The organism is Cobetia sp. 1AS1 (genome assembly GCF_029846435.1).
Taxonomy (GTDB): domain Bacteria; phylum Pseudomonadota; class Gammaproteobacteria; order Pseudomonadales; family Halomonadaceae; genus Cobetia; species Cobetia amphilecti.
This window is the reverse complement of sequence record NZ_JARWKU010000003.1, coordinates 220645-234256: the sequence shown is the minus strand read 5'-3', so window position 1 is coordinate 234256 and position 13612 is coordinate 220645. Positions and strand designations below refer to the sequence as shown.

The window sequence follows — 13612 nt, the reverse complement described above, 5'->3', positions numbered from 1 at the left end:
ATCAGACCATGGCCTCACAGGAGAAACCTCACGGCCAGGTGGAGCGTCAGAATAGGCTTCCCTGCCCCTCTCCCGGAAAGGCCCCGATCAAGGGGCGGTCCAGTTTCGCCAGCACCTGGTTGGCCAACAGGCGTGCCAGCGCGGGTGCTGCCTTGTTGTCCGGTGTATGCACGAAGAGGAACGGGCTTTTCCCCTGACTTATCCACAAGAAAAGTCGCTCTACCCAGGGAGCGAACAGTGTCCGGTTGGTAGCTTCATCGTAATGACCGATGAAGCGCACCACGGGATGTTGTCCGCTGGAGAACACATGCAATGGGCGGTGAGGCTTTTCCGAGCGCGCCACCGCAAGGCCCGGATGTGCGGTGGTAGGGCCACTGAAGAGTGGACGCACATCCAGCATCACGCGATCGACTGCGTGAGTTATCAACAAGCGATTCAACTGTCGTTCCGCCTCGCCCTTGGCGAAGAATACCGGGTCGCGGGGCTCCACCGACCAGGCAAACCCTGCTCCCTTCACCGACTGCAGGAATTGCTCGAGGCGTGGCAGGACTTCCGCCCCGAGGTCACGCGGCAGTTGAATCATGATCGGACCGAGGCGGTCCTTTATCGGTGCCAGGCAATCGAGAAATTCCGCCAGCTCGTGCTCGATGCCCTGCAGGCGCAATTCATGCGTCAAACGCCCCGGCAACTTGAAGCAGAAACGAAAATGGGCCGGCGCCTGACGTGCCCAGCTGGCGATGGCAGCAGGCGTGGGTTGGGCATAGAAGCTGGTATTGCCCTCGACGCTATCGAAGATCCGGGCGTAATCCGCCAGATGTTCCCGCGGGCCGCTGCCCGGCAACAGGCTGCCGCGCCAGTCATCATTGGCCCACATCGCGAGTCCGAGATGAAGATGCCCCGCCGAGTGCGAGGCATCCGACGGTGCGGAGGCTGCATGAAAATGGTGCATGAAGAGGCCAGAACTAGAGGAATATAAGGGTCAAAGAGCCAATAAGCCGAAGAATATCGTCTGGCAGAGCGACGTAAGCACAATAAAAACTGTCATCACGGCATGCTATGGTCCGCATCCTGCATGACACGTCAGCAGGCGGTCCACCCACCGCCCTGACTCCGCTTCCAGCCAGCCACAAGCCGCGCCGGAAGACACTCTTGTTGACTGCCCATACCCCGGAGCCTGTCATGACTGCTTTCCAACGACTCATTCTGCGCGCCAGCGGTAGCCGCTCTCGCGCGGCAAATGCCATCACCCTGCGCAGCCTGATCACGCTCATCGAGGGCTGCCTGCTGGTGGCGCTCGGCGTACGCCTGCTGCAGGCCGGTGGCCTGCTGGTCAGTGGCACTGCCGGCATGTCGTTGCTGGGTGCCGACCTGACAGCACTGAGCTTCGGCAGCCTGTTCTTCCTGATCAACCTGCCCTTCTACGGCCTGGCCTGGAAACAGCTGGGGCTGAATTTCACCCTGCGCACGCTGGGCTGCGTCAGCCTGCTCTCCGTGCTGTCCGATGTACTGGCGGTCAGCTTGCCGCTGGGTGCCGTCAGCCTGCCGGTCGCGGCGATAGCAGCAGGCCTGTTGATCGGCCTGGGCATCACGCTGCTGTTTCGCGAGAACGCCTCGCTGGGCGGCCTGAACATTCTGGCGCTGCATCTGGAGCGACGCTTCGGCATCCATGCCGGTCGCACCACCTTCGCCTTCGACCTGCTGCTGATCGCGATCGCCGCGCTGGTCTACCCCTGGCCACAGGTCATCTGCTCGGCGCTGGCATTCGCGACACTGTCCTTCGTGCTGGGCCGCTACCATCGCCGCACGCCTCATACCGCACAGCCTGCCTCACCGGCGCATGACAAGCAGGTACAGACGGCTCACTAGCGGCGACCGCGTCCCCCGTTGGAGGAACCGCCACCCTTGTACGAGGCGCCCTTGCCAGCCGGGCTGTTTTTCCCCGAGCTCGTGTTGCCGTAACTCTTGCTGCCGCCGCCCTTGTTGGCAGCGGTCTTGCTGTTGGCAGAGCCCTTGTTGACAGAGCCCTTGCTGTTGGCCGCGCCACGCTCATTGCGGCCATCGCTGGCATTGCCACGCGTGCGCGGCTTGAGGCCGCTGGCAAGCTTGCCGGCGCCGCCCACACTCTTGCTGGCACTTCTACCGTCGCTTCTGCCTTCCTGATTGCCACGCCCCGTGGTGCGCTCGTCAGAACGCTCGCGACGCCCTGCACCCTCCTGCTTGGCTCCTGAACGCTGCCCCGGATGGCGTTGATCAGCGCCGCGCTGACGTGTCTCGCGTTTATCAGGGTTGCGCTGGCCGGAGCCGCTCTTGCCGCCTTCCTGACGCCGAGTCCCGCTACGCCGCCCAGCGTCCGTATCCTGGGCGGCGCGCTGATGGCGCGCGGCCGTCGCATGCTGGGAAGGAGGCGGTGCCGCCGCCAGGCGCGAGGCTTCCTCAGTGCCGCTGGAGCCCTCGATCATCTGCTGGATATCCGCCATCTCGCGCTGGGTGAGATACCGCCATTCGCCGACTCCCAGCCCGTCCAGGCTGACATTCATGATGCGCACCCGCTTGAGCTTGAAAACCTCATAGCCCAGCGCCTCACACATGCGACGGATCTGACGGTTGAGGCCCTGGGTCAGGATGATGCGGAACACATAGGTCGAGATCTGCTCGATGCGACACGGCTGGGTGATGGTGTCCAGAATCGGCACACCAACGGCCATGCGCTTGAGGAAGTCGCCGTTGATCGGCTTGTCGACCCGCACCACGTATTCCTTCTCATGTGCATTGCCGGCACGCAGGATCTTGTTGACGATATCGCCGTCACTGGTCAGGAAGATCAGGCCATCGGAGGGCTTGTCGAGGCGACCGATCGGGAAGATCCGCTTGGGATGACCGATGTAATCGATGATGTTGCCGTCGACATGGCGCTCGGTGGTGCAGGTGATGCCCACCGGCTTGTTGAAGGCAAGGTAGACCGCTTCCTGCTTGGCTTTCAATGGCTTGCCATTGACCAGCACCTCATCGCCCGGCGCGACCTTGGTGCCCATTTCGGGCACGACACCATTGATGGTCACTCGTCCTTCGGCGATGTAGCGATCCGCCTCGCGCCGCGAGCAGAAGCCCGTTTCGCTGATGAACTTGTTGAGGCGGGTAAGCGATGCGTCGCGATCAGTCATGGCAGGTCACGTGCGTGCGCCGGGCGATGAACGCGCAGCGGACGGAAGGGGATAAGAAGGCAGGCGCACAGGATACCAAAAACGGCAGCCCTGAGGCTGCCGTTGGCACAATGAGACTGGGCTCATCTGCTGCTGCGCCAGATATGGCGCAGCCGTCTTGCAGCGCAGATCACTCGACCGTGACACTCTTGGCCAGGTTGCGCGGCTGATCGACATCGGTGCCCTTGAGCACGGCGACGTGATAGGACAACAGCTGCAGCGGCAGGGTGTAGAGAATCGGCGCCAGCACTTCGCTGACATGCGGCATGCGCAGCACGCGCACGCCTTCGCTCTCTTCAAGGCTGATGTTCTCGTCAGCGAACACGTAAAGCTCGCCGCCACGCGCGCGCACTTCCTGCAGGTTCGACTTGAGCTTCTCGAGCAGCTCGTCGTTCGGTGCCACCGCCACTACCGGCATGTCGGCATCGACCAGTGCCAGCGGGCCATGTTTCAGCTCACCCGCCGGATAGGCCTCGGCGTGGATGTAGGAGATTTCCTTGAGCTTGAGCGCGCCTTCCAGTGCGATGGGGAACTGGGTACCACGCCCGAGGAACAGCGCATTGTGCTTGTCGGCGAAGGCCTCGGAGAGACGCTCGATCTCGCTGTCCATGGCCAGTGCCTTGGTGACCAGCGACGGCAGCTGACGCAACTCGCGCACCACCTCGGCTTCACCCGCCTCATCACCGCCACGCACACGACGCAGCGACAGTGTCAGCAGCATCAGCCCGACCAGCTGGGTGGTGAAGGCCTTGGTGGAGGCGACGCCGATTTCCGGGCCGGCCATGGTCATCAGGCTGAGGTCTGATTCCCGCACCAGCGAGCTACCCGGGACGTTGCAGATCGCCAGACTGCCGAGGAAGCCACCCAGCGACTGGGCATAACGCAGCGCGGACAGCGTATCGGCGGTCTCGCCGGACTGGGACAGAGTGACGAACAGGGTGCCATCGGCGACCACCACCGGACGGTAGCGGAACTCGGAGGCGACCTCGACCGCCGCCGGAATGCCGGCCAGACGCTCGATCCAGTAACGCGCGACCATGCCGGCGTGGTAGCTGGTACCACAGGCGACGATCTGCACCTGCTTGACCTGACGGAAGAGGTTTTCCGCCTCGCTGCCGAAGCTGCGTACCAGCACGTGATCACCGTTCAGGCGGCCTTCCAGCGTGGCGGCCAGCACACGCGACTGCTCGTGGATTTCCTTGAGCATGAAGTGACGGTAATCGCCCTTGGAAGCGGCATCCTGCGCGTGCTCGAAGGTCTGCACCGGACGCTCGTTGGCCTCGGTGACCAGGCGCTCGCCCTGCTCGAAGATCTCGATCTGCTCGGCGGTCATGCGCACCAGATCGCCTTCCTTCAGGTAGATGAAGCGATCGGTGACCTGCAGCAGCGCCAGCTGATCGGAGGCCAGGAAGTGCTCGTCGATCCCGACACCGATCACCAGCGGGCTGCCCTGACGTGCGCCGATCAGCACGTCCGGCTGGGCACGATGCACCACGCCCAGCGCGAAGGCGCCATCGAGCAGCGCCACGGCTTTCTGCACCGCGGTCAGAAGGTCCTGACTCAGGGTGTATTCACGCGCCAGCAGGTGGGCGACGACCTCGGTGTCCGTCTCGGAGGTGAAGACGTAACCCTGGCCTTCCAGCTCGCGCTTGAGGGTCTCGTAATTCTCGATGATGCCGTTGTGGACCACGGCCAGGCTATCGCCGGACTGGTGCGGGTGAGCATTGGCTTCGCTCGGCGCGCCATGGGTGGCCCAGCGGGTGTGCGCGATGCCGACACGCCCCTTGATCGGGGCTTCCTCGAGACGGCTCTGCAGCGCCCCGACCTTGCCCAGCGCGCGCACGCGGTTCAGGCGACCCTCTTCGGAGAGGACGGCCATGCCCGCGCTGTCATAACCACGGTATTCGAGGCGGTGCAGGCCCTCGAGCAGGATGTTCTGGACGTTACGACTGGCGACGGCGCCGACGATGCCACACATGAGCGATCTCCTTATGCAGTTGCTGGCTCGATGAGCGGGGCGATCAACACCTCGACGCCATGAGCACGAATCTGGTCACGCGCAGCATCAGGCAACGCGTCATCGGTTATCAGGGTACTGACGCTGGACCAGGCCAGCTCCAGGTTGGGAATGCGGCGGCCCAGCTTGTGGGATTCCGCCATCACCACCACTTCACGCGACACCTCGGCCATCACGCGCGACAGGCCGATCAGCTCGTTGAAGGTGGTGGTGCCACGCTCGAGATCGAGACCATCCGCGCCGAGAAACACCTGATCAAAGTCATAGCTGCGCAGCACCTGCTCCGCCACCTGCCCCTGGAAGGAATCGGAGTGCGGGTCCCAGGTGCCACCGGTCATCAGCAGCACCGGCTCGTTTTCCAGCTCGCGGATGGCATTGGCCACGCTCAGCGAGTTGGTCATCACGATCAGGTCATCCCGGCCCTTGAGCTCGGGAATCAACACCACCGTGGTGGTGCCGCTGTCGATGATGATGCGCTGGTGCGCGCGGATGCGGCTCGCGGCGAGTCGGGCGATGGCCTGCTTGGCGGCGCTGACCGGCTCGTCATGCACCAGCAGTTCACGCGGCATGGCCACGGCGCCGCCATAGCGTCTGAGCAGCAGGCCACTCTTCTCGAGGAAGGCCAGGTCCTTGCGGATGGTGACCTCCGAGGTGGCAAGCTCCCGCGCCAGTGCCTCGACACTGACCTCACCGTCACGCGCCAGCTGATCAAGGATCTGGTGACGCCGTTGTGGTGTCAGTCGCTTTGACATCGGGGACTCCCATAAAGTTTCGAACCGAAAGATAAGAGAGATAAATCGAAACATCAAGTGAAAGACGCTAGAGGATGAGGCGATTCACTCCCGGCAGGTCGTCCAGCACAATCAGCCGTGACGAAAAACGGGGAGACACCTGTCGGTGCCTCCCCGCTGGTGATGCTCATCTCCCCTCAGGGGCAAACATCGCTACCACTGCTGCCAATCACAGCTGCCGATCACTTCTTGGTCGGACGCGGCCATTCCGGCTTGTCGATACGCTTGCCACGCGCCACGCTCAGCGCGCCCTCGGCGACATCGCGGCTCAGGGTAGAGCCGGCACCCACGGTGGCACCGGCACCGATCTTGAGCGGTGCCACCAGCGCCGAGTTGGAGCCGATGAAGGCATTGGCGCCGATTTCGGTGCGGAACTTGTTGGCACCATCGTAGTTGCAGGTGATGGTGCCGGCGCCGACATTGACGGCCTCACCGAGGGTCGCATCGCCGACATAGCTCAGGTGATTGATCTTGGCATCGACACCGACCTGGGCATTCTTGGTCTCGACGAAGTTGCCGATGCGTGCGCCACGCGCAAGCTCGGTGCCCGGACGCAGACGCGCGAACGGACCGACATTGTTGTCGCCTTCCAGCACGGCGCCGTCGATGACGCTGTGCGGCGCGATGTTGGCGCCGGCACCGATGGTGGCATTGCGGATCACGCAGTGGGCGCCGATGACCACATCATCCGCCAGGGTGACGTCGCCTTCGAAGATGCAGCCGACATCGATGCTGATGTCAGTGCCGATGGTCAGCTTGCCGCGCACGTCGATGCGTGACGGATCGGCCAGGCTGGCGCCTTCGGTCATCAGGCGGTTGGCCTCACGACGCTGGAAGGCACGCTCGAGATCGGCCAGCTGCAGGCGGTTGTTGACGCCCTGCACTTCCTCGACCGCCGCCGGCTGGGCGGTGGCGATGTTGACGCCTTCGCTGGCCGCCATGGCGATGATGTCGGTCAGGTAGTACTCACCCTGGGCATTGTCTGCGGACAGCGCCGGCAGCCAGCGCTTGAGCTGGGCACCGGTGGTGGCGAGGATACCGGTGTTGCCTTCCTGGATGGCCAGCTGCTCCGGCGTGGCATCCTTGTGCTCGACGATGGCGCTGACGCGGCCTTCGGCGTCACGCACGATACGGCCATAGCCTGTCGGGTCTTCCAGAATCACCGTCAGCAGGCCCAGAGTCTGCTCACTGACTTCGGCCAGCAGCGCCTCGAGGGTCTCGCGACGAATCAGCGGCACATCGCCATACAGGATCAGCACCTTGCCATCACCGATGGCGTCCAGTGACTGGGCCACGGCGTGACCGGTACCCTTCTGCTCTGCCTGCACCGCGAAGCTGGCGCCGGTATCGGCCAGCTGCTGCTGGACGCGCTCACCACCATGACCGATGACGACATTCAGATGCGCACCGTCCAGGCCTGCAGCGGTGTCAGCCACATGACGCACCATCGCCTTGCCTGCCAACGGGTGCAGCACCTTCGGCAATTTGGAACGCATGCGGGTGCCCTGGCCTGCGGCAAGAATGACGACGTCGGTACGCTCTGCGCTGCTCATCGGTGAACTCCTGTAGAAAGCGGGTCTTCATACCTGAAGCCCTGAAAATAGTGGCGCCATGATAGCAGCTGATCCGTGACCTGCCAGTGACGAGGTTTACCCACGGGACTGTCGCCGAGAACAGACCCGAGAAAGTAGCAGTGCTCGCGCAAGAGCTCTCAGCCAACCGGCTCAGCGCTCAAGGTGCTGACGGATGAGCACGCTCAGCCCTGAATCGCGCCAGGCTGCCCCAGTGGCAGACGGCCTGTCCCCGAGTGATGAGCACAAAAAAAGGCGACCCGAAGGTCGCCTCTTTCCTGTCACTGGCCGTCATGGCCCAGTGCATCTCAGCGCGTGTGACGACGCATCTGCTGCACGGTGCGCAGCTTGGCCATCGCCTCGGCCAGTTCGGCCGTGGCGCGTGAGTATTCCAGTTCGGAAGCCTGGTCGTTCATGGCCTTCAAGGCCACTTCCTTGGCTTCCTGGGCTGCCGCCTCATCCAGATCGTCGGCACGTACTGCGGTGTCGGCGAGGACTGAAACGAGGTTCGGCTGCACTTCGAGGAATCCGCCACTGACGTAGTAGATTTCCTCGGCCCCACCCTGACGCTGAACGCGAATCGGGCCGGGTTGCAGCTCGGTCAGCAGCGGAGCGTGACCCGGCATGATGCCGAGGTCACCTTCGCTGCCGGCAGCCACGAGACGCTCGACCAGGCCGGAAAAGATGCCTTTCTCAGCGCTGACGATGTCGCAATGGACGCTCATAGCCATACCTGTTTCCTCATGCCTGAACAGGGAAATTACATGCCCTTGGCTTTCTCGACAGCTTCGTCGATGGTGCCGACCATGTAGAACGCCTGCTCCGGCAGTGCGTCATATTCGCCGTCCAGGATACCCTGGAAGCCGCGGATGGTGTCCTTGAGGGACACGTACTTGCCCGGCGCGCCGGTGAAGATTTCCGCAACGAAGAACGGCTGTGACAGGAAGCGCTGGATCTTACGCGCACGTGCCACGGTCTGCTTGTCTTCGTCAGACAGCTCGTCCATCCCGAGGATGGCGATGATGTCTTTCAGCTCCTTGTAGCGCTGCAACACACCCTGAACGTTACGGGCAGTGTTGTAGTGCTCTTCGCCAACGACCAGCGGGTCGAGCTGACGAGAGGTGGAGTCGAGCGGGTCAACGGCCGGATAGATACCCAGCTCGGCAATCTGACGGGACAGTACGACTGTCGCGTCAAGGTGCGAGAAGGTGGTCGCCGGAGACGGATCGGTCAAGTCATCCGCGGGGACGTAGACGGCCTGCACGGAAGTGATCGAGCCAGTCTTGGTAGAAGTGATGCGTTCCTGCAGGACGCCCATCTCTTCCGCCAGAGTCGGCTGATAACCTACCGCGGACGGCATACGACCCAGCAGTGCGGACACTTCGGTCCCCGCCAGGGTGTAACGATAGATGTTGTCGACGAACAGCAGAACGTCACGACCTTCGTCACGGAACTTCTCGGCGATGGTCAGACCGGTCAGTGCCACGCGCAGACGGTTACCCGGCGGCTCGTTCATCTGGCCATAGACCAGGGCAACCTTGTCGAGAACGTTGGATTCCTTCATTTCGTGGAAGAAATCGTTACCTTCACGAGTACGCTCACCCACGCCCGCGAACACGGAATAACCGCTGTGCTCGGTGGCGATGTTGCGGATCAGCTCCATCATGTTGACGGTCTTGCCGACACCGGCGCCGCCGAACAGACCGACCTTGCCGCCCTTGGCGAACGGGCAGACCAGGTCGATGACCTTGATGCCGGTTTCCAGAAGCTCGTTGGACGCTGCCTGTTCCGCGAAGCTCGGGGCTGCACGGTGAATCGGCATGTGCTCTTCAGCACCCACGTCGCCAGCTTCGTCGATCGGCTGACCCAGCACGTTCATGATGCGACCCAGAGTCGCCGTGCCGACCGGCACGGAGATCGGAGCACCGGTGCTCTCAACTGCGAGACTGCGCTTGAGGCCTTCGGTCGAACCCATTGCGATAGTACGGACCACGCCGTCGCCCAGCTGCTGCTGGACTTCGAGTACGGTCTCGCTATCGGCGACGTTCAGGGCGTCGTAGACCTTGGGCACTGCGTCCCGCGGAAACTCGACGTCAATCACCGCGCCGATGATTTGTACGATACGTCCGCTCATTCCTGGTTCCTCTTAAACCTGCGATTGAAACCTGCTTGCCTGTTGCCACGCTGTCATCAGACGGCGGCGGCACCGGATACGATCTCGGAGATTTCCTGAGTGATCGCTGCCTGGCGGGCCTTGTTGTAGACCAGCTGAAGGTCGTCGATCAGGTCGCCGGCGTTATCGGTCGCACTCTTCATTGCGATCATTCGCGCTGCCTGTTCGCAGGCGATGTTCTCGACCACGGCCTGGTAGACCTGGGCCTCGACATAGCGCTTGAGCAGCTTGTCGAGCAACGAGACGGCATCCGGCTCATACAGGTAGTCCCATGTAGTGGGACCGGTTTCTTCGTCATTCAGATCAGCTTCGAGAGGAAGCAGCTGACGCACGACCGGCTTCTGCGTCATGGTGTTGACGAACTCGTTGAACACCACGTACAGACGGTCGAGGCTGCCCTCGTCGAATGCGTCCAGCATGGCCTTGACGCTACCGATCAGATCCTGGGCACCCGGGGAATCCCCGAGACCGGACTTGGCGGCAAGCAGGTTGCCACCGTAGTTGCGGAAGAAGGTACCGGCCTTGGAGCCGAGGGCACAGAAGTCCACCTCGACACCCTGGTCGCGCCAGCTCTTCGCATGCTTGGTGACAGCCTTGAACAGATTGGCGTTCAGGCCACCACACAGGCCGCGATCACTGGAGACCACGATATAACCGACACGCTTCACATCACGTTCCATCAGATACGGATGGCGATATTCCGGGTTGGCCCGGGCGATGTGTCCTACAACCTTGCGGATCTGATGAGCATAAGGCTGGCTGGCCGCCATGCGATCCTGCGCTTTACGCATCTTGGACGCAGCCACCATTTCCATGGCGCTGGTGATCTTTTGCGTATTTTTGATGCTCCCGATCTGGGAGCGAATCTCTTTTGCAGCTGCCATAGCGATCTGCCTTATTCATGCCACCCGAAGGGAAACGACAGGGCCCGGACTGGCCGGGCCATGCCACTTACCAGCTTTGAGTCGCCTTGAACTTCTCGACGCCAGCCTTGAGACCATTCTTGATCTCGTCATCGTAGCCGCCGGACTGATTGATCTTGTCCAGAAGATCCGCGTGCTCGGAGCGCATGAAGTCCAGCAGCGCCTTCTCGAAGCCCAGCACCTTGGCGACTTCGACGTCGTCCAAGTAGCCTTCGTTGGCCGCGAACAGCGAGATCGCCATGTCGGCCACGGACATCGGAGAGTACTGCTTCTGCTTCATCAGCTCGGTGACACGCTGACCATGCTCGAGCTGCTTGCGGGTCGCTTCGTCCAGATCAGAGGCGAACTGGGAGAAAGCTGCCAGCTCACGGTACTGAGCCAGTGCCAGACGCACACCACCACCCAACTTCTTGATGATCTTGGTCTGAGCAGCACCACCGACACGGGAAACAGACAGACCCGCGTTGATGGACGGACGGATACCGGAGTTGAACAGGCTGGTCTCGAGGAAGATCTGACCGTCGGTGATGGAGATCACGTTGGTCGGAACGAACGCAGACACGTCGCCACCCTGGGTCTCGATGATCGGCAGCGCAGTCAGGGAGCCGGTCTTGCCTTTCACTTCACCCTTGGTGAACTGCTCGACATAATCGGCGTTGACGCGTGCGGAACGCTCAAGCAGACGGGAGTGGAGATAGAAGACGTCACCCGGGTAGGCTTCACGGCCCGGCGGACGCTTGAGCAGCAGGGAGATCTGACGATACGCCCATGCCTGCTTGGTCAGATCGTCATAGACGATCATCGCGTCTTCACCGCGGTCGCGGAAGTACTCACCCATGGTGCAACCGGCGTACGGTGCCAGGAACAGCATGGCAGCCGGGTCGGAAGCGCCAGCAGCGACGATGATGGTGTGTTCCATCGCGCCGTGCTCTTCGAGCTTGCGCACGACGTTGGCAATGGTGGACTGCTTCTGGCCGACGGCGACGTAGACGCAGGTAATGCCCTTGCCCTTCTGATTGATGATGGCATCAATCGCGATGGCGGACTTACCAATCTGACGGTCACCGATGATCAGCTCGCGCTGACCACGGCCGATCGGCACCATGGCATCGATGGACTTCAGACCTGTCTGCACCGGCTGGTCGACCGGCTCACGGGCGATGACGCCCGGAGCGACCTTCTCAACCGCGTCAGTCAGCTTGGCGTCGATCGGGCCTTTGCCGTCAATCGGGTTACCCAGCGCGTCGACCACACGGCCGACCATTTCCGGGCCTACCGGCACTTCGAGGATACGACCGGTGCACTGCGCGGTCATGCCCTCTTCGAGCTGGAGGTAGTCACCCAGAACGACAGCACCGACGCTGTCGCGCTCAAGGTTAAGCGCCATACCAAAGACGCCACCCGGGAATTCAATCATCTCACCGAACATGACGTCTGCGAGGCCGTGGATCTGCACGATGCCGTCGGAGACGCTGACGATGGTGCCCTGATTACGGGCTTCGGATGCGACGTCAAGCTTTTCGATACGCTGCTTGATGATGTCGCTGATCTCGGAAGGATTCAGTTGCTGCATGCCATGTCCCTCGGACTCAGGAGTTCAGTGCTTCGGAAAGCCGGGCCAGCTTGCCGCGCACGGAGCCGTCAATGACGGTATCTCCGGCACGGATGATGACGCCGCCGAGCAGCGTACTATCCACCTGAGTGGTAATGGAGATGTCGCGGTTCAGACGCTTGCGCAGGGCAGTGGCGAGCTTTTCTTCCTGCTCACTCTCCAGTGCAAAGGCAGACACCAGGGTCACCTCGACACGCTGTTCCTGCTCGGCCTTCTGGGCCTCGAACAATTCGGCCACGGAGGGCAGGGCCGCAAGGCGGTCCTGCTCACCGAGAGTCCGGATGAAGTTGCGGGCGCTGTCATCCAGCGCCTCACCGCACACGTCCAGGAAGGTGCCAACCTTGTGCTCGGTGGAGAGCTTGGGGTTATCGAGCACCGCCTTGACGTTTGCGTCGACAGCGACGAGCGCCGCTGTCGACAACATGCCGGACCAGGCCTCTAGCGCCTGCTGGCCGCGTGCAAACTCGAACGCCGCCTTGGCGTACGGGCGAGCCGCGGTGGAGGTAGACGTTTCAGCCATGGAATCAGTCTCCTCAGAGCTCGGCAGCGAGCTTGTCAATCAGCTCGCGGTGCTTGGCTTCGTCGATGGAGGATTCCAGGATGCGCTCGGCGCCGACCACTGCAAGAGCAGCGACCTGACCACGGAGCTCGTCCTTGGCCTGGTTGATCTCCTGGGAGATTTCGGCACGGGCCTGCGCAACGAGACGCTCGCCTTCCGCACGTGCAGTTTCACGTGCTTCCTCGATCATCTGGTTGGAGCGCTTATGGGTCTGCTCAATGATGCGTGCTGCTTCATCCTTGCTTTCCCGCAGAGTCTCGGTGGCTTTTTCCTGCGCCAGTTCGAGGTCACGGGTAGCACGGCTGGCAGCATCCAGACCATCTGCAATCTTCTTCTGACGTTCTGCCAGAGCCTGTGTGACCGGCGGCCAGACATACTTCATGCAGAAATAAACGAAGACCGCAAAGGCGATGGCCTGACCAATCAGGGTTAAGTTCAGATTCACGCCAGCACCTCTCGCTTCACGATTGTTGGGTCAAAAACACGGTAGGCCGGAGGCCAGCCGATGTTTAACCGACAAACGGGTTGGCGAAGGTGAAGAACAGCGCGATACCAACACCGATCATGGTCACGGCATCCAGCAGACCAGCGACGATGAACATCTTGACCTGCAGCTGCGGGATCATTTCCGGCTGACGCGCTGCGCCTTCCAGGAACTTGCCACCGAGGATACCGAAACCGATGGCGGTGCCCAGGGCGCCCAGGCCGATCAGCAGGGAGACGGCGATAGCGGTCATGCCAAGAACTTGTGCTTCCATTGTGGAAC

Annotated in this window: 13 protein-coding genes; 1 reads left to right on the top strand and 12 read right to left on the bottom strand. The window is 62.1% G+C overall.

The annotated features are described in order from the left end of the window. Window positions 1-46: 46 nt before the first annotated feature. Window positions 47-949, bottom strand: coding sequence for a DUF72 domain-containing protein (locus QD280_RS08230; protein WP_279838892.1), 903 nt, complete (start codon window positions 947-949; stop codon window positions 47-49). A gap of 230 nt (window positions 950-1179) precedes the next feature. Between QD280_RS08230 and QD280_RS08225 the strand changes: the two genes are divergently transcribed. After that, complete coding sequence (locus tag QD280_RS08225; protein ID WP_084589236.1) at window positions 1180-1866, top strand: YitT family protein; 687 nt, start codon at window positions 1180-1182, stop codon at window positions 1864-1866. Here QD280_RS08225 and rluF read toward each other — a convergent pair. From rluF to atpE, 11 genes are all read right to left on the bottom strand, one after another. Next, window positions 1863-3161, bottom strand: a complete 1299-nt coding sequence (gene rluF, locus QD280_RS08220; RefSeq protein WP_279838891.1) for a 23S rRNA pseudouridine(2604) synthase RluF — start codon at window positions 3159-3161, stop codon at window positions 1863-1865. The two genes, QD280_RS08225 and rluF, sit on opposite strands and share 4 nt — an antisense overlap. Before the next feature lie 169 nt (window positions 3162-3330). Continuing rightward, complete coding sequence (gene glmS, locus QD280_RS08215) at window positions 3331-5178, bottom strand: glutamine--fructose-6-phosphate transaminase (isomerizing) (protein WP_279838889.1); 1848 nt, start codon at window positions 5176-5178, stop codon at window positions 3331-3333. An 11-nt stretch (window positions 5179-5189) separates the two neighbouring features. Continuing rightward, window positions 5190-5969, bottom strand: coding sequence for a DeoR family transcriptional regulator (locus tag QD280_RS08210; protein WP_043331724.1), 780 nt, complete (start codon window positions 5967-5969; stop codon window positions 5190-5192). 221 nt (window positions 5970-6190) lie between these two features. Then, window positions 6191-7561: a bifunctional UDP-N-acetylglucosamine diphosphorylase/glucosamine-1-phosphate N-acetyltransferase GlmU gene (glmU, locus tag QD280_RS08205; RefSeq protein WP_279836536.1), complete on the bottom strand. Its 1371-nt coding sequence runs from the start codon at window positions 7559-7561 to the stop codon at window positions 6191-6193. Window positions 7562-7887: 326 nt separating this feature from the next. Next, window positions 7888-8310: a F0F1 ATP synthase subunit epsilon gene (locus QD280_RS08200; RefSeq protein WP_054556360.1), complete on the bottom strand. Its 423-nt coding sequence runs from the start codon at window positions 8308-8310 to the stop codon at window positions 7888-7890. 29 nt (window positions 8311-8339) lie between these two features. Then, window positions 8340-9713 (bottom strand): F0F1 ATP synthase subunit beta, encoded by a 1374-nt coding sequence (gene atpD / locus QD280_RS08195; protein ID WP_043331716.1) that lies wholly within the window; start codon window positions 9711-9713, stop codon window positions 8340-8342. Window positions 9714-9769: 56 nt separating this feature from the next. After that, a complete protein-coding gene (gene atpG / locus QD280_RS08190; RefSeq protein ID WP_107335781.1) occupies window positions 9770-10636 on the bottom strand; it encodes a F0F1 ATP synthase subunit gamma in 867 nt (288 codons plus the stop codon). A gap of 67 nt (window positions 10637-10703) precedes the next feature. Then, window positions 10704-12248, bottom strand: coding sequence for a F0F1 ATP synthase subunit alpha (atpA, locus tag QD280_RS08185; protein ID WP_200018224.1), 1545 nt, complete (start codon window positions 12246-12248; stop codon window positions 10704-10706). 16 nt (window positions 12249-12264) lie between these two features. Beyond that, window positions 12265-12807 carry a F0F1 ATP synthase subunit delta gene (locus tag QD280_RS08180; protein WP_043331710.1) on the bottom strand — a complete coding sequence of 181 codons (543 nt, stop codon included), beginning with the start codon at window positions 12805-12807 and terminating at the stop codon, window positions 12265-12267. Between the two features lie 13 nt (window positions 12808-12820). After that, the gene (locus QD280_RS08175; protein ID WP_043331708.1) at window positions 12821-13291 is read right to left on the bottom strand and encodes a F0F1 ATP synthase subunit B; all 471 of its coding nucleotides are present in this window, start codon (window positions 13289-13291) and stop codon (window positions 12821-12823) included. A gap of 64 nt (window positions 13292-13355) precedes the next feature. Beyond that, complete coding sequence (gene atpE / locus QD280_RS08170; protein WP_011508579.1) at window positions 13356-13604, bottom strand: F0F1 ATP synthase subunit C; 249 nt, start codon at window positions 13602-13604, stop codon at window positions 13356-13358. Window positions 13605-13612: the final 8 nt, after the last annotated feature.

Excerpts from the sequence above, each read along its gene's own strand:
- atpE (WP_011508579.1), bottom strand. The coding sequence starts at position 13,604 with ATGGAAGCACAAGTTCTTGGCATGACCGCTATCGCCGTCTCCCTGCTG.
- QD280_RS08200 (WP_054556360.1), bottom strand. The coding sequence starts at position 8,310 with ATGGCTATGAGCGTCCATTGCGACATCGTCAGCGCTGAGAAAGGCATC.
- QD280_RS08210 (WP_043331724.1), bottom strand. The coding sequence starts at position 5,969 with ATGTCAAAGCGACTGACACCACAACGGCGTCACCAGATCCTTGATCAG.
- atpA (WP_200018224.1), bottom strand. The coding sequence starts at position 12,248 with ATGCAGCAACTGAATCCTTCCGAGATCAGCGACATCATCAAGCAGCGT.
- QD280_RS08225 (WP_084589236.1), top strand. The coding sequence starts at position 1,180 with ATGACTGCTTTCCAACGACTCATTCTGCGCGCCAGCGGTAGCCGCTCT.
- atpD (WP_043331716.1), bottom strand. The coding sequence starts at position 9,713 with ATGAGCGGACGTATCGTACAAATCATCGGCGCGGTGATTGACGTCGAG.
- QD280_RS08180 (WP_043331710.1), bottom strand. The coding sequence starts at position 12,807 with ATGGCTGAAACGTCTACCTCCACCGCGGCTCGCCCGTACGCCAAGGCG.
- atpG (WP_107335781.1), bottom strand. The coding sequence starts at position 10,636 with ATGGCAGCTGCAAAAGAGATTCGCTCCCAGATCGGGAGCATCAAAAAT.
- glmS (WP_279838889.1), bottom strand. The coding sequence starts at position 5,178 with ATGTGTGGCATCGTCGGCGCCGTCGCCAGTCGTAACGTCCAGAACATC.
- QD280_RS08230 (WP_279838892.1), bottom strand. The coding sequence starts at position 949 with ATGCACCATTTTCATGCAGCCTCCGCACCGTCGGATGCCTCGCACTCG.
- glmU (WP_279836536.1), bottom strand. The coding sequence starts at position 7,561 with ATGAGCAGCGCAGAGCGTACCGACGTCGTCATTCTTGCCGCAGGCCAG.
- rluF (WP_279838891.1), bottom strand. The coding sequence starts at position 3,161 with ATGACTGATCGCGACGCATCGCTTACCCGCCTCAACAAGTTCATCAGC.